17 protein-coding genes, 6 pseudogenes and 1 other annotated feature are annotated in these 21,562 nt (G+C 66.3%); of the genes and pseudogenes, 17 read left to right on the plus strand and 6 right to left on the minus strand.

What is annotated here, in order from left to right:
- Nucleotides 1–5: 5 nt before the first annotated feature.
- Nucleotides 6–308: a DUF732 domain-containing protein gene (locus KXD97_RS30825; RefSeq protein WP_260754779.1), complete on the plus strand. Its 303-nt coding sequence runs from the start codon at nucleotides 6–8 to the stop codon at nucleotides 306–308.
- Between the two features lie 208 nt (nucleotides 309–516).
- On the opposite strand, the pseudogene KXD97_RS30830 reads toward KXD97_RS30825, so the two are convergent.
- A pseudogene (locus KXD97_RS30830) lies at nucleotides 517–762 on the minus strand (HNH endonuclease); the annotation flags it as partial.
- Nucleotides 763–814: 52 nt separating this feature from the next.
- On the opposite strand from KXD97_RS30830, the pseudogene KXD97_RS30835 reads away from it, so the two are divergent.
- The 7 genes and pseudogenes from KXD97_RS30835 to KXD97_RS30865 form a co-directional block, all read left to right on the plus strand.
- Nucleotides 815–1,770, plus strand: a pseudogene (locus tag KXD97_RS30835) (IS3 family transposase); the annotation flags it as partial.
- Nucleotides 1,099–1,230, plus strand: a sequence feature (AL1L pseudoknot). It overlaps the preceding pseudogene by 132 nt.
- Nucleotides 1,771–1,892: 122 nt before the next feature.
- Complete coding sequence (locus tag KXD97_RS30840; protein ID WP_234713714.1) at nucleotides 1,893–3,242, plus strand: IS30 family transposase; 1,350 nt, start codon at nucleotides 1,893–1,895, stop codon at nucleotides 3,240–3,242.
- Nucleotides 3,243–3,425: 183 nt separating this feature from the next.
- Nucleotides 3,426–4,010, plus strand: a complete 585-nt coding sequence (locus KXD97_RS30845) for a site-specific integrase (protein WP_260754780.1) — start codon at nucleotides 3,426–3,428, stop codon at nucleotides 4,008–4,010.
- Between the two features lie 19 nt (nucleotides 4,011–4,029).
- Nucleotides 4,030–4,509: a tyrosine-type recombinase/integrase gene (locus KXD97_RS30850; RefSeq protein WP_260754781.1), complete on the plus strand. Its 480-nt coding sequence runs from the start codon at nucleotides 4,030–4,032 to the stop codon at nucleotides 4,507–4,509.
- On the plus strand, nucleotides 4,475–5,077 hold the full coding sequence (locus KXD97_RS30855; RefSeq protein ID WP_260754782.1) for a hypothetical protein: 603 nt from the start codon (nucleotides 4,475–4,477) through the stop codon (nucleotides 5,075–5,077). The genes KXD97_RS30850 and KXD97_RS30855 overlap by 35 nt, the downstream gene beginning before the upstream one ends.
- Before the next feature lie 14 nt (nucleotides 5,078–5,091).
- Complete coding sequence (locus KXD97_RS30860) at nucleotides 5,092–6,390, plus strand: site-specific integrase (RefSeq protein WP_260754783.1); 1,299 nt, start codon at nucleotides 5,092–5,094, stop codon at nucleotides 6,388–6,390.
- Nucleotides 6,387–6,686, plus strand: a complete 300-nt coding sequence (locus tag KXD97_RS30865) for a hypothetical protein (protein ID WP_260754051.1) — start codon at nucleotides 6,387–6,389, stop codon at nucleotides 6,684–6,686. The genes KXD97_RS30860 and KXD97_RS30865 overlap by 4 nt, the downstream gene beginning before the upstream one ends.
- Before the next feature lie 208 nt (nucleotides 6,687–6,894).
- On the opposite strand, the pseudogene KXD97_RS30870 reads toward KXD97_RS30865, so the two are convergent.
- A pseudogene (locus KXD97_RS30870) lies at nucleotides 6,895–8,300 on the minus strand (IS1380 family transposase).
- A 117-nt stretch (nucleotides 8,301–8,417) separates the two neighbouring features.
- Here KXD97_RS30870 and KXD97_RS30875 point away from each other — a divergent pair.
- Nucleotides 8,418–8,657, plus strand: a pseudogene (locus KXD97_RS30875) (integrase core domain-containing protein); the annotation flags it as partial.
- Nucleotides 8,658–8,688: 31 nt separating this feature from the next.
- Here the strand turns inward: KXD97_RS30875 and KXD97_RS30880 are convergent.
- Nucleotides 8,689–9,819 (minus strand): annotated as a pseudogene (locus KXD97_RS30880) (DUF222 domain-containing protein); the annotation flags it as partial.
- A gap of 219 nt (nucleotides 9,820–10,038) precedes the next feature.
- On the opposite strand from KXD97_RS30880, the gene KXD97_RS30885 reads away from it, so the two are divergent.
- Nucleotides 10,039–10,425 carry a pyridoxamine 5'-phosphate oxidase family protein gene (locus KXD97_RS30885; RefSeq protein ID WP_260754784.1) on the plus strand — a complete coding sequence of 129 codons (387 nt, stop codon included), beginning with the start codon at nucleotides 10,039–10,041 and terminating at the stop codon, nucleotides 10,423–10,425.
- A gap of 4 nt (nucleotides 10,426–10,429) precedes the next feature.
- On the opposite strand, the gene KXD97_RS30890 is transcribed toward KXD97_RS30885, so the two are convergent.
- Nucleotides 10,430–11,656, minus strand: coding sequence for an IS110 family transposase (locus KXD97_RS30890; RefSeq protein ID WP_396884621.1), 1,227 nt, complete (start codon nucleotides 11,654–11,656; stop codon nucleotides 10,430–10,432).
- A 384-nt stretch (nucleotides 11,657–12,040) separates the two neighbouring features.
- Between KXD97_RS30890 and KXD97_RS30895 the strand changes: the two genes are divergently transcribed.
- Nucleotides 12,041–12,481 (plus strand): hypothetical protein, encoded by a 441-nt coding sequence (locus KXD97_RS30895; protein WP_260754785.1) that lies wholly within the window; start codon nucleotides 12,041–12,043, stop codon nucleotides 12,479–12,481.
- A gap of 189 nt (nucleotides 12,482–12,670) precedes the next feature.
- Here the strand turns inward: KXD97_RS30895 and KXD97_RS30900 are convergent, their stop codons facing one another.
- Entirely contained in the window at nucleotides 12,671–14,074 is a 1,404-nt protein-coding gene (locus KXD97_RS30900) for an IS1380 family transposase (RefSeq protein ID WP_260754786.1), read from the minus strand.
- Nucleotides 14,075–14,231: 157 nt separating this feature from the next.
- On the opposite strand from KXD97_RS30900, the gene KXD97_RS30905 reads away from it, so the two are divergent.
- From KXD97_RS30905 to KXD97_RS30930, 6 genes are all read left to right on the plus strand, one after another.
- Nucleotides 14,232–15,461, plus strand: coding sequence for a sensor histidine kinase (locus tag KXD97_RS30905; protein ID WP_260754787.1), 1,230 nt, complete (start codon nucleotides 14,232–14,234; stop codon nucleotides 15,459–15,461).
- 3 nt (nucleotides 15,462–15,464) lie between these two features.
- Nucleotides 15,465–16,262 carry a LytTR family DNA-binding domain-containing protein gene (locus KXD97_RS30910; protein WP_260754788.1) on the plus strand — a complete coding sequence of 266 codons (798 nt, stop codon included), beginning with the start codon at nucleotides 15,465–15,467 and terminating at the stop codon, nucleotides 16,260–16,262.
- Nucleotides 16,252–16,626: a hypothetical protein gene (locus KXD97_RS30915; RefSeq protein WP_260754789.1), complete on the plus strand. Its 375-nt coding sequence runs from the start codon at nucleotides 16,252–16,254 to the stop codon at nucleotides 16,624–16,626. The genes KXD97_RS30910 and KXD97_RS30915 overlap by 11 nt, the downstream gene beginning before the upstream one ends.
- Nucleotides 16,623–18,365, plus strand: coding sequence for a cation acetate symporter (locus KXD97_RS30920; protein ID WP_260754790.1), 1,743 nt, complete (start codon nucleotides 16,623–16,625; stop codon nucleotides 18,363–18,365). Before KXD97_RS30915 ends, KXD97_RS30920 begins: the two co-directional genes overlap by 4 nt.
- A 273-nt stretch (nucleotides 18,366–18,638) precedes the next feature.
- On the plus strand, nucleotides 18,639–18,989 hold the full coding sequence (locus KXD97_RS30925) for a DUF485 domain-containing protein (protein ID WP_260758242.1): 351 nt from the start codon (nucleotides 18,639–18,641) through the stop codon (nucleotides 18,987–18,989).
- Complete coding sequence (locus tag KXD97_RS30930) at nucleotides 18,986–20,617, plus strand: cation acetate symporter (protein WP_260754791.1); 1,632 nt, start codon at nucleotides 18,986–18,988, stop codon at nucleotides 20,615–20,617. Before KXD97_RS30925 ends, KXD97_RS30930 begins: the two co-directional genes overlap by 4 nt.
- 10 nt (nucleotides 20,618–20,627) lie before the next feature.
- Here the strand turns inward: KXD97_RS30930 and KXD97_RS30935 are convergent.
- Nucleotides 20,628–21,501: pseudogene (locus KXD97_RS30935) on the minus strand (IS5 family transposase).
- Between the last annotated feature and the right edge of the window lie 61 nt (nucleotides 21,502–21,562).

Below are 21,562 nucleotides of genomic sequence, written 5' to 3' on the forward strand. Positions count from 1 at the left end.
GAGAGATGACGTTGAGACGTGTGATCGCACCTGTCGTCGCAGCGGTGGCCGTCGCAATCGCCACGGCAGGCACGGCGTACGCGATTCCGGAGCAGGGCACGCCGGAGTTCGACGGCTATATGCAAGGTCTGCAGCGAAACGGCTACAACCTGAATCCGGACACCGCGTGGCGTGTTGCTCACCAGGCGTGCGTGGGCGGCATACCGGGATACATCGGTTTGGAGTTGGCTGCTCAAGGAGTCATCGGTCCCGGCGCGCAGCAGCGGGTGATGGAGGTCGCCCACAAGTACGCCTGCCCCGTTCAATAGCCGACGACCAAGCACCTGTAACCGGTCACCGACGCGTCTGCAGCCGACCACTGCCGCATCACGCGTGTCACCGCGACAGCCCTCGGGCTGTCGGGATCGAACGGCGCCCGGCACAGGTAACTGATCCATCGCTCGGGCGAGCAGCGATGCAGGTCCGAGCCGCGACGCCGGCTTGATCTCCATGGGTCCCGGCGGGGACGAGGTCAGGTCAATTGGTGGTCGGTGGTGGGGGTTGGTAGGTGGGGTACCAGCGCCAGCTGATGCGTTCGCCGGTGGGTCCGCGGTAGGGCGTCACCGCTGGTGGGGGTTGGGTGGGTGGGCGGGCCAGGGATCCGGGTTTGAGGTCTCGGCCGGTGCTGTCGGTGACCCGGAGCCGCTCGGCGGGGCCGGTGATGGTGATGACTCCGCGGTGGTGCAGCCGGTGATGGTGGGGGCAGACCAGCACCAGGTTGTCTGAACCGTCCTGGGTCTGGTGGAGATCGTGATCGCACCAGGAGGATGTGGTTGTGGCTGCGCCGAGGAAGTTCGACCCAGAGACCCGTGAGCGGGCGGTACGGATGTATCACGATCGTCTCGATCAGACCGATGACTCGAAGTTGGCAGCTCGCCGACATGTCGGGGAGCTGTTGGGCATCAATCAGGCGACGTTGCGGAACTGGGTCGAGGACCGCCATTTCAGCACCCACCGCACAGATGACGTGATGCCGGGTGATCCGGCCGCTGAGCTAGCAGCCCTGCGTAAAGAGAACGCTGAATTGCGCAGGGCCAACGAGATTCTCAAGACAGCATCGGCGTTTTTCGCCGCGGCGGAGGTCGACCGCCGACTGCGGTGATCGTCGAGTACATCGACGCTCACCGGGACCGTTTCGGGGTCGACCCGATCTGTGCTGTGCTCACCGAGCACGACGTCACGATCGCCCCGTCCACCTACTACGCGGCTAAGGCCCGCGGCCCGGTCAGCGACACCGACTGGGGTGACGCGCACGCCGCCAACACCGTGCACCAGCTCTATCTGCAGAATCGGCGGCTCTACGGGGTCCGCAAGCTCTGGCATGCGATGAAACACGCTGGTCACGACGTTGGCCGGGATCAGGTGGGCCGGCTGATGCGTATCTGCGGGATCTCCGGGGCGGTGCGCGGCAAGCGGCGCACCGTCACCACCACCGCCGATCCCGCCGCGGCGCGGCACCCGGACCTGATCGAGCGCCAGTGGAGTCTGCCGGCCCGTCCGGACCAGTGGTGGGTGGCTGATTTCACCTACACCTGGACACTGGCCGGGTTCGTCTACACCGCGTTCTGTGTCGATGTGTTCTCGCGGCGGATCCTGGGCTGGCGAGTGATGTCGACCAAGGCCACCCCGCTGGTGACTAGCGTCCTCGAACAAGCCGTGTTTACCCGCCGCAGAACTGATTTACGTTTCACCACAACGGGTTTGATTCATCACTCCGACGCCGGAAGTCAGGGCGGATTCAACTGGTCGTCGCAACACCTTGATCACGGAGGTGTGGTGTGGCCAAGCGTAAGGACGCGGAATCGGTTGGTAGGCGACGGCAGTGGGCGGCTGACCGTGCGTTGCGGCCTGCGATGCGCTCACCAGGGCGCCCGGACCCGTCGCGGTCGGTGCAGCGTCAGTTTTGGCGGCTGATCGCCCAGGGTGTCTCCACCGACGACGCAGCCGCAGAGGTCGGCGTGTCGACACCGGTGGCGACCAGGTGGTTCCACCACGCTGGCGGCATGACGCCGATCAGTCTGGATGAGCCCACGGGCCGGTATCTGTCGTTCGCCGAGCGGGAGGAGATCGCACTGCTACGCGCCCAGGGCGCCGGGGTGCGTGAGATCGCCCGCGAGATCAAGCGTGACCCCTCGACAGTTTCGCGGGAACTGCGGCGCAACGCAGCCACCCGCAGCGGCACGCAGGTGTACCGCGCAGGGGTGGCGCAGTGGAAGGCCCAGCAAGCAGCAAAGCGCCCGAAACCCGCGAAACTGGCAGTCAACCCGCAGCTGCGTGAGTACGTGCAGCAGCGGCTCGATGGCAGTGTCCGCGGACCCGACGGCACCGCCGTCGCAGGTCCGCAGACCAAGGCCTGGAACGGCCGCAACAAGCCGCACCGACAAGACCGACGGTGGTCGACAGCATGGAGCCCGGAACAGATTGCCCACCGCTTACCGCTGGATTTCCCCGATGATGAGTCCATGCGCATCAGCCATGAGGCGATCTATCAGTCCTTGTTCATCGAGGGGCGTGGGGCGCTCAAACGGGAATTGGTCGCGTGCCTGCGGACCGGTCGTGCGCTGCGGGTCCCGCGGGCCAGGACACAGAACAAACCGCAGGGACATGTCACCGCGGACGTCGTGATCAGCAAACGCCCTGCCGAAGCCGCCGATCGCGCAGTTCCTGGGCATTGGGAGGGTGATTTGATCATCGGTGCGGGCCGGTCGGCGATTGCCACCGTGGTGGAACGCAAGAGCCGCTCGGTGATGCTGGTTCACCTTCCCCGCCTCGAGGGGTGGGGTCTGGCGCCGCCGGTGAAGAACGGGCCGGCGCTCAGCGGCTACGGCGCCGAGGCGATGAACGCTGCCCTGATCGCCTCACTGGCACAGCTACCCAAGCAGCTGCGTCAGACGTTGACATGGGACCGCGGCAAAGAGTTGGCCGCGCACGCCCAGTTCACCTTCGACACCGGAACGAAGGTGTTTTTCGCCGACCCGCACTCGCCATGGCAGCGGCCTACTAACGAGAACACCAATGGCGTTCTGCGTCAGTACTTTCCGAAAGGCACCGACTTATCTCGATGGTCGGCTCAAGACCTCGAAGCGGTCGCACTGACGCTCAACAACCGACCCCGAAAGGTCCTCGGCTGGAAGACTCCCGCCGAAGTCTTTGCCCAACAGCTACACTCACTCCAACAACCCGGTGTTGCAACGACCGATTGAACCCGCCCAGTACACATCGTTGGCGTTCACCGATGCACTGCGCGACTCCGGCATTGCCGGCTCGATCGGCTCAGTCGGCGACTGCCTGTTGACCGGCTAATCCGGGAGAATGCAGGCACGTAAACGACACGCCAGCAAGGAAAATGCTTGACTGGCGGTAGGCGGCGGGGTTGCACTTGTCTTATGGCGATTCAGCATCAGCTGCGTCTGCAACCAGGCACCGATGTCGCCTGGGTGTTGTCCGGTCCGGGCTGTGAGAAGTACGCGTTGGTCAACGAGTACCTGGGGTATTTGGCCGACCGGAATTATTCTCCCCGCACGCTGCGGGCCTACGGCTATGACCTGCTGGCATTCTGCCGTTGGCTCGACGACGTCGATGTCACATTGAGTGCGGTGACCACCGAGACGGTGCTGGACTTCATGCGGCACTGCCGGCAGACTCCGATCGCGGGGCGCCCCGCCAATGTGGTGTCGATGACCGGCGCGGCCTACGACCACTACTCGTCGATGACCATCAACCACCGCCTTGCCGCATTGACCGGCCTGTACCAGTTCCGCGAACTGCGTGACCCCAGGCTGCGGAGCCCGATCCCTAGTGGCCGCGAAGCCCGTCGGGTCAGCGCTGAGGAACGCACCGGCTTGCTTGGACATTTGGTCCGGCCCAAACGCCGATCGGCGCTGCGGCTGCGCGAACCGCGTCGGCTGCCGCGGGCCTTGAATCGTCATCGAGACCGCTCAGCTGTTATCGAGCCTGCGGACGTGGCGTGACCGGGCACTGGCTGGGCTGATGTTGTTGTCCGGGCTTCGATCTGGAGAACTGCTGACCCTCAACGTGACCGATGTCGATATCGGTGCCCGCTGGGTGAAGGTGATGGGCAAAGGCGCCAAGGAGCGCCGCGTGCCTCTCGATGTGGAGGTCGCCGGGCTGATCCAAACCTATCTGCTCGTCGAAAGACCCGAATCGGACAGCAACCTCCTATTCCTGGTCGCGAAAGGCCCGCATCGGGGCCAACCCTTGACCGCGGCCGGTTTACGCACAATCTTCCGGTATCACCGAGCCAAGACCGGGGTGCTCGCGGGTCACCCGCATGCGTTACGACATACCTTCGGCACCGCGATGGCCGAGGCCGGGGTGGATCTGGCGGTGATGCAAGCTCTGCTCGGGCACTCCCACATCGACACCACAGCCCGCTACATCCATCTGGCACCCATCCACGTCAAGGCGGAATACGATGCTGCCCGAACACGATTACGTTCCCGCCCCTGAAACACCGGCGCAGATCTACGCTGCCTACCTGGTTCACCTACAACGCCGGGACCGCGGCAACACCGCTTATGCCCAAGCCGCCCGATCGTTTCTACGGCGCTGGCCCCGAGTCCAGACCTGGGCCGACATCCCACTGCAGCAGCAGTTGGCGGCGAACTGTTCGACGCGGCCGTTTATCACGTTCCTGATGGTCAGCCGACGGCTGCAACCGGGTTACGACTACCTCGTGCACCGCAAACTCTGCAGCCTCTGGCACGAGCTGACCGACAGCTGCCTGCAACCCGACCTCGATCAGTTCCTGCGCGCAGCAGCCGAATTGGGTTTCAGTCAGCGGGTCGCTTCGGCGATCGGCTCGCAGATCATCGCCCGCCTGCTGATCCAGACCGCCCGCCCCTGGCCGATCTGCGGGAACATGATCTGCAAGAGTTGCTGCACGCTTGCGATAGCCGACAGGAACGCACCGGCCGCGGTGCCAGGCACTATCGCAGCACCACCCACAGTGCCCGCCAGATCCTGTTCCACCTCGGCATCCTCGACGACCAAGCACCTCCGGCGGTCACCCCGTTGACCCTCGAGGAGCGCATGGCCGACGTCCCGGCGGCGCTGCGGCCGGAGTTCGTGGCCTATCTGAACCGCAAATACGCCACCTGCGTGCCCAAAACGGTCAGCTCCCTGGCCACCCGATTGGCACATTTCGGCCGCTACCTCGCCGCCACCGACCCCAGCCTGACCTCGCTGAACCAACTGGACCGCCGCCGGCACATCGAGCCGTTCATCACCTCGCTGACCACCGCCACCAACAGCGTCACCGGTGAGCCGATCACCATCGCCGACCGGATCCGACGCATCCACGCGGTGGGCAACTTCCTGGCCGAAATCACCGAATGGGGATGGGACGACGCCCCACCGCGGCGCCTGATCTTCCGCACCGACATGCCGCGCCCACCCCGCTGTCTGCCCCGATATCTACCGGTCGATGCAGACCGCACACTCACTGCCGCCCTGGCGAAATCACCTTACCGACTCGCCGCTGACGCCCTGCTGGTGCAGCGGGCCTGCGGACTGCGCATCGGTGAACTGCTCGACCTCGAACTCGACTGCATCCACGAGATCCCGGGCCAGGGATCGTGGCTCAAAGTTCCCCTCGGCAAGCTCAACTCCGAACGCATGATCCCCGTCGACGACGAGGTCCTCACCCTCGTGGACCGCATCACCACAACCCGCTCCTGCGGGCTACCGATGATCCATCCCCGCACCGGCGCCCCCGCCGACTTCCTGTTCACTCACCACGGGAAAAGACTGTCCCAGAACGCAATACGCGAAGAACTGAACCGGGCAGCCCAAGCTGCTGGCCTAGGACACATCACACCGCATCAACTGCGACACACCTATGCCACTGCACTGATCAACGCTGGAGTATCGCTGCAGGCCCTCATGGCACTGCTGGGCCACGTCTCCTCCCAGATGAGTCTGCGATATGCCCACCTCTTCGACCACACCGTACGCACCGAATACGAACGCGCCTTGGACCTGGCCAAAAGTCATATCGGAGCGCTGCCCACCACCACCGCAGTCGGGTTGCCGCTGACCGATATCACCGGCACCGGCTGGAAAGACACCCCGGCCATCAAATCCCGCCTGGCCGGCGGATACTGCCTACGCGCACCCGCGCAAGGGTCCTGCCCGTATGCCAACATCTGCGAACACTGTCCCAGCTTCCACACCGACGCCACCCACCTCGCTGTCCTTGCCGCCCAACGCATCGACGCCCACGATCTGGCCGTAGACGCAGAAAAACGGGGATGGATCAACGAAGCCGACCGCCACCGCAAGCTCGTCTCCCGACTCGACGCGCTCATCACCGCAGCGGCATCCGCATGAACGAACCCGCCCTGCTGCGCGTCGAACGGGTCTGCGCCAACCTCGCCACCGCCGGCCAGCCCATCACCTTCACCGCCGTCGCCGAGCACGCCCAGATCAGCCGCGCCACCCTCTACCGCGACCGCCAGCTCCGCGCCATCGTCGACGAACACCGCACCCGACAAACCGACGCCCGCACCCTCACCGGCCTGGCCACCGACGTCGCCCACCTACGCACCGCCGTCGAAGCACTCGCCGCACGCGTCAAACGCCACGACGAACAACTCCGCAAACTCACCACACCACCCCGACAATGAACCACTCCGCACGCCAACACAGCTCCCTGAGCCCGCATTAGCCCGGATTTTTCGTCGAGGGTGATGGCAGTCGTGCGTTGAGATGCGATTGCGTCGCGAATCCGGTTGTGTGGTTCTGGGTATGGCGGGGTGGTCCCGTGTCGCCGGGTGGTGCGGGCTTTCCCAGTGCCGGTGGGTCTTTCGTGGTCGGTGGGTCAGGGGGCTTCGGTCATCGGAAGGCGGTGCGGATGGCTTGCCAGGCGGCCGCGATCTGGGCGGCCCAGCGCCAGGTGGCGTCGATACGTAGTCGGGTTCGGCGGGCGCCGCGGGTGATCCGGGCGGCCACGTGCAGGACCCGGTAGCGGAAGGTGGCGATCTCGGCGCGAGCCAGACCGGTGTGCTCACGGAATCCCAGAAGTCGGCACCAGGTGACCAGGTCGGCTGCGGCCAGGACGATTTCGAGCCAGGCGGCGTTGGGCCAGAAACCGTGGCACGGCAGATTCCGCAGTCCGGCGGCTTTGAGATCGCGGATGCGGTCCTCGACGCGAGCATGTTGGCGATGCCGTAACTCCAGGCCCGCGACCTGTCCAGGGACAATGCCGGGTTCGGTGTCGGTGATGAACGCGGTGACGCGCATGCCGTCGGCGTCGGTGAACCGCAGTTGTGCACCGGGGTGGGGGCGTTCTTTACGCAGGATCAACCGTGTCCCAGGCGGCCAGGAGTCCAGGTTGACCAAGGTGGTGGCCTCGGCGACCCAGGCGCCGTCGCGGATCCCGCCTTCGGTGTCGACTGCTGGGTACCAGCCGTCGGCGAGGTTGAGGGTGTCGACGGCATCTTGGACGCGGGTATCGACGGGATAGCCGAAGGAGAATCCCACCCCTGATCGCGGCAGGCGTCGGCGAATTTGTGGGTGGCTCCGGCGGTGTCGCAGCGCACCAGAACTCTCGGCTGGTCGGGATCATCGCCAGCACTGGGGTCGGGTCGCCATCGTGGCGGCAACGCTGCCAGCGCCTGCGCCAGGACGATGATGTGGTCGGAGGCGGTGTTGGAGCCGGCGTTGCCGGTGCGCAGCAGCCCGGCCAGGGCTTCGCCGCCGGCGATCTCGGAGCGATCCAGAAACGCCAGCAGCGGGTGATGGCCGAAGGTCTTCTTCCACGTCGGCGTGGCGCCGTGCTTGTTGTCGGAGTGATCGATGACCAGGGTGGCGTCGATGTCGATGTGCAGCCACTCGCCGGCAGTTGGGGCGGCGCCGGCAGCCCACGCTGCTGCTCGCGCCGCGGACCGGGCTGCTCGCACGGCAGGCAGGTGGGCGGCGTCGATGCGCTGATCCACCAGCCGCCACATGGTGGTCGTGGAGGCTTTCGCGCCGAAGGCGTGTTCACGGTCGCCGCAGAGTTGGCCCACGGCGTCGATGCAGTCTGCGCCGTCGGCGACCGCGGCGGCCAGATCGGCGAACACCTCGCCGGGCGCGTACACCCACGGGCCGCGGTAGGTGTCGGCCAACGCGGCAGTGACCTGCGTCGATAGCCCGGTTCGGTCGGCGAGTTCCCGCAACATCGCCATCCCGGCATGCGACACGACGCCCTGGCCGTCGGCGGACACTTTGACCCTCGATGCGGCCGCGATATTCTTCACCTGCGAGGTGCCTTCCCGCTGGAACGATTGAACCCTAGAGAAGTCCAATTATTCCTTGCAGGACAGGCACTTTCGCGTATCTACACCCCATCGAACGCAAACTTCCGCGAAAAATCCGGGTTAGCCGGTCAAGCTCTAGACAACGCGCTGATGGAATCGGCAATCGGGCTGTACAAGACCGAGCTGATCGACCGGCAGAAATCCTGGACCGGCCGCGCCGAGGTCGAACGCGAGACCGCCAGCTGGGTGCATTGGTACAACACCACCCGACTGCACTCCTCGCTCGACTACCTCTCACCGGTCGACTACGAGAACCGCTACCGTGACACCGTCACCTCCACGCCGGAGGTGGCGTAACCGAGGTCTCCATCCAGACCAGGACGGTTCAGTCCAGCTCGGTCAGTCCGCCGTCTTCCCAGTGCTCGATGTGGTGGGCGTGTAGCCCGCGGGTGGCCCCGCAGCCGGGCACCGCGCAGCTGCGGTGCCGGTGTTCCAGCGCGCGGCGCAGCCGGCGGCTGATGGTGCGGGTGGTGCGCCCGGCGCCCAGGGGTTGTCCGTCGCGTTCGAACCACACCTCGCAGGTGGCATCACAGCTCAGGTAGCGGCGCTGCTCGGCCGAAAGCAGCGGTCCCAGATGCAGGGCGGCGATCTGGTCTTTGACATCGACATGGACCACCACCGTGGTGTGCGCACCGTGCGGGCGGCGTGCGGCCTCGACATCCCAGCCCGCCTGGACCAACGCCATAAACGCATGACCGGCCGTCGGGATCGGCGAACGCCCCAGGCCCCGCCCCTCGCCGTCGCCATGCCCGTCACGGTCGCCGCGGCCGTATCCGCCAGCGCGGTCACCGCTGTCGTGGTCGGTGTCGGGGTTGGTGGTGTCGTCGCGTTTCCACTGGGCGATCAGCCCGTCATGGTGTGTCTTCAGGGCCGCTTCGAATTTCGCCGACTCCAGCAGCGGGAGCCTGATCCGCCAACACACGAACTCCCCGTCGATGGTTTTGGATAGCGACGGCTGCGGCACCGGCCCACGCACCGGCTCAGGCTCGGGGTCGGGGTCGGGTTCGGGGTCGGGCTGGGGTTGGGGGCGGGCTTCGACGCTGATCGCGGTCCGCAACTGGCTGACCGTGGCATTGGCGGCCAACTGCGCATAATGGGCATCCGAACCCCTCCCCGCGCCCTCGGCGATCGCCCCGACCTGATCCAACGACAGCCGACCCTCCCGCAAATCCCCTGTACAGAGTGGGAATTCGGCCATCCGACGTGCCACCGCCACCAGCGTCTGCGCGTTACGAAACGACGTCCCCAGTTTCCACGCGATCAACCCCTCCATCGATTTCACGCCCGTGATCGCCCACAACCCGGCCCGATCAATCTCGGCAGTGATCTCAGCGATGCGCCCGTCGATGGCGTTGCGCTGGCCGGCCAACTCCGCCAACTCCTCAAAATGCGCCTCCAGCCGATCCGACTGACGCACCACACCGTCGGTACCAGTACCAACCGGGGTCTTCGCGGGCATAACCCCATCCTGACACCACCCACCGACAAAACCACCCGACCCAGACCGACGACGCGAAAACGACTCCCCCACAACGCGGTTGCCGGTTCACGGTATGGCCAGACGGTTGCCCGCGAGAAATCTCCCGAGATAGACACCAGGGTCGTCGATCTGCCACGGAAAGCGACCCTTAGTGCTATTTCGTCGCCCCCTGCCGAGCGCCGAGCATAAACTCACGCTGTGGCATCGGCTGCCGTCGAGATCATCGAGAAGTACTTCACGTGCGAGTTCACCACGATCGCACGTGACGGTTCGCCGCAGACCTGGCCGGTGAGCCCGCGGCTGCTCCCCGATGGCCGGTTCTTGTTGGGCACCAGCATTGGGCTGCCGCAGAAGGCCTACAACATCCGTCGCAATCCGAAGGTCAGCCTGTTGTTCTCGGAGCCGACCGGCAGCGGTGTCACCACTGAAGGGGCGGTGCTGATCCAGGGCGACGCCACGGCCGAGGACCGCATTGTGACCGATCTGGCCTCAGATCCGGAGCTGGCGTCGTTGGCGCAGACGCTGTTCATTCGCCAACCGGCCGGCGCATTGTGGGGAACGTGGCTAGACATCCCAGGACCGTAGGTTGTCAAGCGGCTTGGGTATCTGGGGTGGGCTGGCGGTGTGCCCAGGCTTTGTGTTCGTCGTAGGCGGTGTGGTGGCGCAGGCAGCCGTGCAGGATGCCGACGAGGCGGTTACCGAGGGCGCGTAAGGCTTGGTGGTGGGTATCGCCGGCGGCGCGGTGCTGGTCATAGAACGTGCGGGCACCGGGACTGTTGGTCAGGGCGCAGAAGGCCCATTGGTCGATCGCGTCGTAGAGGCGGCGGTTGCGGACGTGGCGGGCCAGCACGGCGCGTTTCTTGCCCGACGCGACGGTTAGTGGTGAGGTTCCGGCGTAGTTTTTGCGAGACTTGCCGGTGGTGTAGCGGTTCGGGTCGTCCCCGAACTCACCGAGCACCCGGGCGCCGAGGATGACACCGAGTCCTGGCAGGGAGAGGTAGATGTCGGCGTCCGGGTGTGTCTCAAAATGTGTCGCCAGTTCGGTCTCGAGGGCGGCGATCTGATGGTTGATCTCGGCGATGATGGCGACCGCTGCGCGGGTGCTCGCCCCGAACGCGGCGGTGACCGCGGGCGGGGCGGCGAGGTGCTCGGTGCGCAGGGCGGTTTGAATCTCCAGCGCTCTGGCGTCGAGGTTGCGTTGTCGGCCCGCGGCTTTGAGTGCCGATCGGATCTTGGAGACGCTCAAGCGGGCGGCGTCGGCCGGGGTGGATGCGCGACCCAGGATGGCCAGGGCATCGCGGTCAGACAGCGAGTCGAAGGCCTCCAACGCGCCCGGGTAGTACTCCCGCAGCGCCGAGCGCAGTGCGTTGGTGTTGCGGTTGCGCGCCCAGATCAGGTTCTGATGGGTCCGGGCCAGCACCTTGATCGCCTCCACGTCGGGGGTGTCCCCGGCGATCGGACGGTGGTTGTGGCGGTCGGTGCGCACCAGATCGGCCAACACCTTGGCGTCGGCGGCATCGGACTTCGCGCCCGATACCTGGTGGCGGTCGCGGTAGCGGGCCACCGCGAGCGGGTTGACGGCGAACACCTGGTAACCGGCTCCGGCCAGCGCTTCGACCCACAAGCCGCGGTCGGTTTCGATGCCGATCACCACCTGGTCAGGTTCGTCGGCGTGGGTGGCCACCAGTTCGTGGAACCCACCGATCCCGGCAAGTCCCTCCGGGAGCCGACGCGATGCCAGCGTGATCCCGTCGGCGTCCATCAAATGTATGTCGTGGTGGTCCTCGGCCCAATCGTCTCCAACGAAGATCGTCAACTCGCCTCCCTGCTCGATATCGGGTGAAACCTGTTCGAGCCGAAGGACACCCGGCGGCAACCTAATGGATCAGTGCTCGAAGCACGACACCCCATCAGCGCTATAGGTGACCTCACCGACCGGCCGGGGCACGATCTAGCCCTAGAAGTCGAAAAGCGCCTCAGGGCGTGCACAGTGCTCACCGGCCAGCGGCTCGGTGACCAGCGTCCCCTCAACAGATCGCTATCGGGTGAAGACTCGCTGGTCGACTCCCATTAGGGCGACGGCTGTGGTGGTCGTACTACATGCGCATCCTGATCTACGTGACGCCACGACGCGCGCTGTACTGGCCGACGCGCGACTTCACGGCCGCTCCTGACGAACTCGATCTCGCCGAGGTGCGCCGTGTGGACTGACGCAGCAAAGCGGCTGAGCAGGTTTCCGGAGGCGGTGTTGACCGCGCTCGACGCCCAGGGCTACCCCGTCAGTGTCCGCGTCAGCACCGGCGCCTACGACGCCGCTACCGGCGAACTGCCCGCAACGCTGCCACCGGAACTCAATGCCGTGGAAGGCCCGGCCAATCTGGTGTGCCACTTTCACGACGACAAGCTCTGGAAGCTCGAGTCCGCGCAGGTCAAAGGCCGGCTCGAGCGGCGCGGCGACGGCTGGGTGTTCGTCAGCCGGACCTTCACTACGCAGTCCGCATCGCACATGCTGTCGTTCCTGCGCAGCATCCACAGGTCCGCACGGACGTACCTCGACAAGCGCGGACTGCCACGTCCGGCGGTGAATTGGGCCTCCGTCAAGGAGATTCGGCGTCGCGCGGCGGAGCAGCGAACCCTCTGAGGCCACCTCGGGTTCCGGATCACGCTCCCGGCTGCGAGAAGACCGGTCTAAGCCTCGATCCGTGGACTTGAGTGATTGATGTGTCTGCCATGGCTGGTTGTCGTTTGGTGGGCTTGTGAGCGTGACGTAACCGCTGGTCTGCCCAGCTTTTCCCTGTGCGCTCCGGTAGGGGCCTATTCGGCCAGGTGGTCAGGCTGTGGCCAGTAGAGGTGGATCGTAGCCGATGATGTTGCGCCACAGCGTAAGCCAGTGGTCAGCCCAGGGCCAGTGGCTCGGTAGGTGCAGAAGGGGTCGGCGTTGCGGTCGGACCAGGCGTGCGGGGACGGTGATGAGCTTGCGGCGCAGTGTGGCGCCCCGGGCGACTGCGTGGGCTCCACCGGCCAGGACGCCGGCGGCGCGCAGCAGGTTGTGGGCAATCGCGGCGCACAGGATCCACGCCGAGTTCGCTCCGAAACGTCCCGAAGGCATGTGAGCCAGGGGTCCATCGATCAGGTCGGCGAACACGGTTTCGATGATCGCGTGGCGGCGGTGGGTGATGTCGGCCGCAACGGTGGGTTCGTCGGTGTCGGTGAAGAACGGGTGATACCGCCACACCGGAAACAGCGCATCAGGAAAGCGGGCATCTTTGACCCGACGCACGATCAACCGGGCGGTCATCGGGTTGTCGGTGGAGGTGAAGGCGGTGTAGGTGGTCTCGGCGACTTCTGCATCGGAGATCCAGGCTCCCGTGTCGGGATCACGGACCGCTCCGGGGTATTCCACTGCAATCCAGGCGCTCTCGTCGATGGACTCGATGGCTGCAGCGACGGCGCGGGTCTTGGTCAGCACCAACGAGAACTGGGCACCGGCGCGGCGGCAGGCTGTGGCCACGGTGCTGTTGCCGTAGGCCGAATCGCCGCGCACCACAATCTGGCCGGTGACCCCGGCGGTGCGGGCGGTGGCGACGGCTTGGGCGATCATCCGGGCCGCACCCTTGCCGGAGTTGGCCTTCCCGGCTCGCAACCGGGCGCCGGTGATCACCGGCGCACTCGTGGCGGTGCTGATCGTGGTGACCAACGGCGACAGGCCCTTGCGCAGGATCTGCTTGCCCGCGATTTTGGTGTGTCCGTAGGAAGCACCTTGTTTGGCGTGGCCATAGACCGGACGCAGCAGTGAGTCGATGTCGAGGAACGCGCGCTCGCCGGCGCCAGGCAACAGATCGACCCGCGCGCAGAGTCCGGCCAGGTGCTCGCGCAAAACCGATTCGAGCTGGCGGGCGTGTCCGAAAGTAAACTCGCGCAACAAAGTTCCGATGGTCGAGGGTGCATACACGCCGCCGAACAGTGTCTTCATCCCACCTGCCCGCACCAGGTCGAGATCGTCAATGCAGTCCGCACCGGCACACATGCCCGCGATGACTGTGCTCAGCTTCGGTGCCGGGTTGGCCGCCCCGGACTTGATCCTCGGCTCGGCAATGACCACCTTGTCACGTAATAGCTGCGGCAAGGCAGTCTGGGCCGCCAGGGTCATCACCGGGACCAATCCAGCGCAGGACACGAGATGGTCATCATCGAAGACCGCCGACGACACAGCGAAACTATGGGACACTTTCACCGGAAGTGCCTTTCTGACCTGGACTGATTAGTGCGTAGAGAACACCAATCTTCCCAGTTCAAAGGGCACTTTCCTCATTCCGACACCCTGCGACCAGCCGATACATCGGTGGATCGAGGCTAAGGTTGGGCCACCCGCAAGCGAGGAGCACAAACAGATGTCCGGCGAGCTCGCGATCGCCCTGACGGCCGTGCTGGTGCTGCTGGCCGTCGCCGCGGTGATGCTCGCCGTACGGACTCGACGGGTGGTTGCCACCCCCACCGAACGCGCCGTGCATACCGCGCTGCACACGGCCTCGCTCGCGGCGCGCGCGCTGCGCCGCGGCCTCGACACTGATTCCGCGGCCACCGCCGCACCGTTTCTGCGCGGACTCACCGGCACCGACGGCCTGGCATTGTTCGACGGTGCGGGCGAGCTTCTCGCCGAGGACGCGTCCGACGACCAGATGTGGGACGACGCCGTGCGGGACGCATGCGTCGGCGCTGCACGGCAGTCCATCTCGGGCGGGCGGCGCGTGATGACGCACGCCCGGACGGTCGCTGTGGTGGCCCAACCCCTGCTCGCCGAATCCGGTGACCTGCTCGGGGTGCTGGTGGTCGTCACGACGCGCTCCCCCGGCCCCGGAATGCTCGGCGCGGTGGGCGAGGTGGCGCGTTATGCGGCCAGTCAGGTTGAGCTCGCCGAGCTCGACGCCTCCCGGGCGCGGCTGGACCGCGCCGAGGTGCTGGCGTTGCGCGCGCAGATAAGTCCGCACTTCATCTACAACGCGCTGAACACGATCGCGTCGTTCGTGCGCACCGACCCCGACCGGGCCAGGGAGCTTATCCTGGAGTTCGCCGACTTCACTCGTTACTCCTTTCGCGCCGCCGGCCAATTCACCACTCTCGCTGAGGAATTGCGCAACATCGATCGGTACCTGACCCTGGAGCGGGCGCGGTTCGGTTCCGCGCTCAAGGTCACGTTGCAGGTCGCTCCCGAGGTGCTCAACGTCGTGGTGCCCTTCCTTGCGTTGCAGCCGCTGGTGGAGAATGCGGTGCGGCACGGCTTCGCCGGCCGCGGCAGCGGGTCGATCGAACTCGTCGCTCGCGACGAAGGTTCCGACTGCGTCATCACCGTCGAGGACGACGGCGTCGGCATGGACCCGGACGCGTTGCGCGCGGGGCCGAGCGATGCGCTGTCCGACGGCGCCGCGGCCTCCGAAGGTTCGGGCGCGCATGTCGGCCTGACCAATGTCGACCATCGCCTGCGCGCCGCGTTCGGCAACGATTACGGTCTGGTGGTCGAAACCGCGATCGGCGCGGGCACCAAGGTCGTCATGCGGGTGCCCAAGTTCCGGTCCGGCGTACGGGCCAGTGGAGGTGGGTTCGGGGTGGGTCGAAATGAGTAGGACGTGACCAGACCGCTCACTGTGCTCGCCGTCGACGACGAGGCGCCCGCCCTCGACGAGCTCGCCTATCTCCTGGGCAAGCATCCGTGCGTCGCTGAGGTGCACCGCGCCGGCGACGCCACCTCGGCGCTGCGCGAACTGAACCAGCGCGCGATCGACGCGGTGTTCCTCGACATCAACATGCCCGGGCTGTCCGGGATCGAACTGGCCGGGGTGCTGGCCAACTACGCCCAGCGGCCGTCGATCGTGTTCGTCACCGCACACGACGACAAGGCTGTGGCTGCGTTCGACGTCGGCGCCGTCGACTACTTACTCAAGCCTATCCGCGAAGACCGACTCGACGAGGCGGTCCGCCGCGCAGCCGCCGCGGGATCCCCCGCAGCGGCGTCCCGCGACGAAACCGGCAGTGAGGAACCGGATTCGGGTGTCGTCCCGGCCGAGTTGGGGGGCGTCACCCATCTGGTGCCCCGCGACAGCATCGGCTGGGTCGAAGCCGAGGGCGACTACGCCCGGCTGCATTCGGCGTCGGGCTCGCATCTCGTGCGAATCCCGCTCAGCACACTGGAAACCCGTTGGCGTGACCATGGATTCCAGCGGGTGCACCGCTCCTATCTGGTGGCGCTGCGACTCGTCACCGGTCTGCGTACCGCCGACGGCGCGGTGCTGGTGCGGTTGCGGGCCAACGGGGCGTCCCCGGCGGTCGAACTTCCGGTGAGCCGCCGTCAGGCCCGCGAACTCCGCGACCGCCTGGTGCGCAACCCGATGCGCAGCCTGCGTCCGGGGAGCGCTGATGACCAGTAGTGAACGACCCCAACGTGAGCGGGTGGTACTGGCGCACCGGCGCGGCGCGCGGATGGTGCGGACCCGCGTCGAGGTGCAGGAGCAGACGCAGGTCGGCGACGCGCTGGTGCGTGGACTCATGCGCGCCCAGCTGGGCCTGGCGTTGCGGCTGGCGGCCGTGGTGATCGCGTTGATCGGCGCCATCCCGCTGTTGAACGCGCTCTTCCCGGAACTCGGCGGCATCACCGTCTTCGGTGTCCGGTTGAACTGGCTCGTGCTGGCCGTTCTTGTTTACCCGCTGCTGTACGGAATCGGGTGGTTCTACGTGCGGCTGGCCGAACAGGCCGAGCGGGACTTCGTCGGCGTCGTCGACTCCGAACCATGACCGGCTCCCCGCTGACCGCCGCGGCCCTACTACTCGCCGCCGTGGCCACCGTCGCGATCGGCGCGTACGGAGTCCGTTTCTCACGCACCACATCCGACTTCCTGGTCGCGTCCCGCACCGTCGGTTCGCAGTGGAACGCCGCTGCCATCTCGGGCGAATACCTCTCGGCGGCATCGTTTCTCGGTGTTGCCGGGCTGATCGCCAAGTACGGCGCCGACGCACTCTGGTACCCGGTCGGATTCACCGCCGGCTACCTGGGGCTGCTGCTCTTCGTCGCGGCGCCGCTACGCAGATCCGGCGCCTACACCGTCCCCGATTTCGCCGAGTTCCGGCTCGGGTCGGTGAGACTGCGCAAGATGGCCATGCTGGTGGTCGTCGTGATCTGCGTCTTCTACCTGGTCCCGCAGTATCAGGGTGCCGGCCTGGCGCTGAAAACCCTTCTCGGCACGCCGGTCTGGCTCGGCCCGCTGGCCGTCGGCGCCATCGTCATCACCAACGTCGTCGCCGGCGGGATGCGCTCGATCACGTTCGTGCAGGCGTTCCAGTACTGGCTCAAACTCACCGCGGTGGCCATCCCCGCACTGGCTTTGGCCGGGCTGTTCCTCACCGACCGCGGCGGAGAACTCGGCGGCCCGCTTCCGCCGACCGTGCAACAGGACACCACGGTGTCGATCGAGACCGACGTCGTGGTCCAGGTCGCCGACCCCAGCGGGATCTCGGTGACCGGAACCGTGGACGGCCGACAGGTCGACGATGCGCCGATCGGCCCGGCCGGCGAGCACACCCTCGGCGCGGGCAGCACGTTGACGCTGTCCGCCGGAGCGGCCACCCCTGTGGTCGCAGGCACGCCGGGCTCGGGCGCGGAGTGGATCGCTTCGGGTGGCGGGCTCGGCGGGCACCACCCGCTCTACCAGGTGCTCTCGATCATGGTGGCGACGTTCTTGGGCACCATGGGCCTGCCGCATGTGCTGGTGCGCTTCTACACCAACCCCGACGGCCGCGCCGCGCGGCGTACAGCGCTGGCTGTGATTGCGCTGCTGTCGCTGTTCTATGTGTTCCCGACCCTGCTCGGTGTCTTCTCCCGGCTGTATGTCCCGCAGCTGCTGATCACCGGCACCGCCGATGCGGCGGTGCTGCTGGCGCCGGGGTCGGCGATCGCCGGGGCGGCAGGACAGCTGCTGGCCGCGCTGGTGGCGGCCGGTGCGATCGCGGCGTTTTTGGCCACGTCGTCGGGTCTTCTGGTCAGCTTCGCCGGGGCGCTGGCCACCGACGTGCTCCCGGGCCGGGTGCGTGACTTCCGGGTGGCGGCGGTGATCGGCGGGGTGATCCCGATCCCGTTGGCTTTGGCGGCTTCCGGCGAACTGGAGTTGTCCCGCAGCGTCGGGCTCGCGTTCGCGGTGGCGGCCTCGACGTTGTGCCCGCTGCTGGTGCTGGGCATCTGGTGGCGCGGGCTGACCGCTGCGGGCGCGATGTCGGGGCTGGCGTTGGGCGGCCTGCTATCTGGCGGCGCGGTGACCGTCGCGGTGGCCGGCGGCGTCGACGAGGACTGGCTGGGCGGCTGGCCGGCGGTGCTGATCGGCTACCCCGCGGCGATCAGCGTGCCGCTGGCGTTCGCGACGATGCTCGTGGTCAGCCGTCTCACCCGCGCGACGGCGCCGGCAGGCGTGGCGCAGACCTTCGCGCGAATGCATGTGCCGGAGCACCTGGGCATGGGAATCGAGCGAGTGCCTCGCGGATGAGCGCTTGCGCGAAGACCAGAAAGCCGGATGAGCGCTTGCGCGAAGACCAGAAAGCCGGATGAGCGCTTGCGCGAAGACCAGAAAGCCGGATGAGCGCTTGCGCGAAGACCAGAAAGCCGGATGAGCGTCGCCGTTCGTCGTTGCTGATCGACCGCTCACCGCAACCTCCCCCTGCCTCGCCGTGTCACCGCGATCGACTCTGGGTATGTGACCCACATCTCAACTACGTTCACCCGAGAACCGGTTCACACCAGTCAGGAGCGTGAGATCAAGGTGTCCGAGACAGACCTTCCGATTCGCCCGGAAGCCATCAGCGGCGAACGCTATCTAGAAGTCCAGGCCAGCCCTGAGTTTCAGGAGCTACGAAGCCGCTTGCGCCGCTTCGTCTTCCCGATGACGGCAATTTTCCTCATTTGGTACGCGATCTACGTCATCCTGGGTGCCTTCGCCCACGATTTCATGGCCACCAAAGTGTGGGGCGACATCAACGTCGGCCTGCTCATCGGCCTGGGGCAGTTCTTGTCGACGTTCCTGATCACCGGCCTGTATGTGCGGTTCGCCAACCGCGAACTCGACCCGCGCGCCGAGGCGATCCGCACCCAACTGGAGAGTGAGCTCAAATGACCACCCTGCTGGCCCAGACCGAGACCGTGGGCAACCCGCTGGCCAACATCGGCATCTTCAGCCTCTTCGTCGTCGTCACGATGGTCGTGGTGATCCGCGCGAGCAAGCGCAACGCCACCGCAGACGAGTTCTTCACCGGCGGGCGCGGCTTCTCCGGACCGCAGAACGGCATCGCGATCGCCGGCGACTACCTGTCGGCGGCCAGCTTCCTCGGCATCGCAGGCGCGATCGCGGTGTACGGCTACGACGGTTTCCTCTACTCGATCGGCTTCCTGGTGGCGTGGCTGGTCGCGCTGCTCCTCGTGGCCGAATTATTGCGCAACACAGGCAAATTCACGATGGCCGACGTGCTGAGCTTCCGGCTCAAGCAACGGCCGGTCCGGCTGGCCGCGGCGACGAACACGCTGACGGTGTCGCTGTTCTACCTGCTGGCCCAGATGGCCGGCGCCGGCGGCCTGGTGGCGTTGTTGCTCGACATCAACAGTCGCGCCGGGCAATCGCTCGTCATCGCCGTGGTCGGCGTGCTGATGATCGTCTACGTGCTGGTGGGCGGCATGAAGGGCACCACCTGGGTGCAGATCATCAAGGCGGTGCTGCTGATCGCCGGAGCGGGCCTGATGACGGTGATGGTGCTCGCGAAGTTCGGGCTCAACTTCTCCGAGATTCTGGGTTCGGCTCAGTCGGCCATCAGCGGATCGACCACTACCGGCGTGGCCGACCGCGACGTGCTCGCTCCGGGTGCGCAGTACGGCGGCTCGCTGACCTCGCAGATCAATTTCATCTCGCTGGCGCTCGCGCTGGTGCTGGGCACCGCGGGTCTGCCCCACGTGCTGATGCGCTTCTACACGGTGCCGACCGCCAAGGAAGCGCGTCGTTCGGTGGTGTGGGCGATCGCCCTGATCGGTGCGTTCTACCTGTTCACCCTCGTGCTGGGCTATGGCGCTGCCGCGCTGGTCGGCCCCGACCGCATCCTCGGCGCCGCGGGCGGGGTCAACTCGGCGGCTCCGCTGCTGGCCTTCGAGCTCGGCGGGGTGATCCTGCTCGGCATCATCTCTGCGGTCGCGTTCGCGACGATCCTTGCGGTCGTGGCGGGCTTGACCATCACCGCGTCGGCGTCGTTCGCCCACGACATCTACGCGTCGGTGTTGAAGTCTCACAAGGTGACCGAGGCCGAGCAGGTGCGGGTCTCGCGGATCACCGCGGTCGTGCTCGGCGCACTCGCGATCGGCCTCGGCATCCTGGCCAACGGCCAGAACATCGCCTTCCTGGTGGCGCTCGCATTCGCGGTCGCCGCAGCGGCAAACCTGCCGACGATCATCTATTCGCTGTACTGGAAGCGGTTCAACACCCGTGGCGCGCTGTGGAGCATGTACGGCGGGCTGATCTCGACCATCGTGCTGATCGTCTTCTCACCGGCAGTGTCCGGTTCGAAGACGGCGATGATCCCCGGCGCGGACTTCGCATGGTTCCCGCTGGCCAACCCCGGCATCGTGTCGATCCCGCTGGCGTTCATCCTCGGCATCGTCGGCACGCTGACTTCACCCGACGACGAGGACCCGAAGGTGGCCGCCGAGATGGAGGTCCGCTCGCTCACCGGCATCGGCGCCGAGAAGGCCATCGCCCACTAGGTAGTGTCTGTTAATTGCGGACGCGGTGATAGATGATGATCGCAGCTAGGGTGACGCCCCCGAGGTAGCTCAGCGCGTATTTGTCGTATCGGGTGGCGATACCTCGCCAGTGCTTGAAGCGGTTGAAGGATCGCTCGACGGTGTTGCGGTGCTTATAGATTCGCCCGGAGAACGCCGGTGGCCGTCCGCCTTTGCTTCCCCGGCTCTTTCGGCGGGCGATCTGGTCGCTGCGCTCGGGAATGGTGTGGGCGATTTTGAGCTGGCGCAGTCGGGCTCGGGTCGAGTCATGGGAGTACGCCTTATCGGCGAGTAGCCGAAACTTTGGGCCCTGATGGGCAGTCAGCAGTGGCCACAGCATCGGGTTGTCGCCGGCTTGCCCCGGCGACAGTGCCATGGTGACCGCGCTGCAGCGTTGATCGGCCAGCGCGTGGATCTTCGTTGTCAGCCCGCCGCGTGAACGGCCGATGGCATGGTCATCGGGCTCATCGGGGTGTTTGTTGTAATTCGACAGATCCCCCTGTGTGGCGACCAGGGCGGGCACCAGCGGCATGCTGATGTACACGCACGCTGGTCGAATCCACCGCCAGCAGCAGTTCGACCAGCTCAGCGTCAGCGTCATCGACATCGATGTCACGGGAGATCGCTGCGAAGATCTGCGCGTAGGTGCCGTCGGTGGACCACCGCAGGTGACGTTCAGCCACCGACTGCCAGGCGCCGAACTGCGCGGGCAGATCGCGCCACGGAGATCCAGTCCGGTAACGCCAGATAATTCCTTCCAGCGTCACCCGATGATCGTTCCACGGCCGCCCGCGCCGTCGACCCGAAGGCAGTACCGGCTCAATCACCGACCACAAGTCATCAGAAATCACATCAGTCCGTAACACTTAAACAGCATCAGGCACAACATCGTTCACATTAAGCAGACACGCCCTAGGCGACCGAGAA

It is taken from the genome of Mycobacterium sp. SMC-8 (assembly GCF_025263565.1).
In the GTDB taxonomy this organism is placed as follows: domain Bacteria; phylum Actinomycetota; class Actinomycetes; order Mycobacteriales; family Mycobacteriaceae; genus Mycobacterium.

Bases quoted from the DNA above. Each gene is read 5' to 3' on its own strand.
- KXD97_RS30845 (WP_260754780.1), top strand. From the start codon at position 3,426: ATGGCGATTCAGCATCAGCTGCGTCTGCAACCAGGCACCGATGTCGCC.
- KXD97_RS30930 (WP_260754791.1), top strand. From the start codon at position 18,986: ATGACCACCCTGCTGGCCCAGACCGAGACCGTGGGCAACCCGCTGGCC.
- KXD97_RS30905 (WP_260754787.1), top strand. From the start codon at position 14,232: ATGTCCGGCGAGCTCGCGATCGCCCTGACGGCCGTGCTGGTGCTGCTG.
- KXD97_RS30825 (WP_260754779.1), top strand. From the start codon at position 6: ATGACGTTGAGACGTGTGATCGCACCTGTCGTCGCAGCGGTGGCCGTC.
- KXD97_RS30920 (WP_260754790.1), top strand. From the start codon at position 16,623: ATGACCGGCTCCCCGCTGACCGCCGCGGCCCTACTACTCGCCGCCGTG.
- KXD97_RS30840 (WP_234713714.1), top strand. From the start codon at position 1,893: ATGCGCTCACCAGGGCGCCCGGACCCGTCGCGGTCGGTGCAGCGTCAG.
- KXD97_RS30860 (WP_260754783.1), top strand. From the start codon at position 5,092: ATGGCCGACGTCCCGGCGGCGCTGCGGCCGGAGTTCGTGGCCTATCTG.
- KXD97_RS30850 (WP_260754781.1), top strand. From the start codon at position 4,030: ATGTTGTTGTCCGGGCTTCGATCTGGAGAACTGCTGACCCTCAACGTG.
- KXD97_RS30915 (WP_260754789.1), top strand. From the start codon at position 16,252: ATGACCAGTAGTGAACGACCCCAACGTGAGCGGGTGGTACTGGCGCAC.
- KXD97_RS30865 (WP_260754051.1), top strand. From the start codon at position 6,387: ATGAACGAACCCGCCCTGCTGCGCGTCGAACGGGTCTGCGCCAACCTC.
- KXD97_RS30855 (WP_260754782.1), top strand. From the start codon at position 4,475: ATGCTGCCCGAACACGATTACGTTCCCGCCCCTGAAACACCGGCGCAG.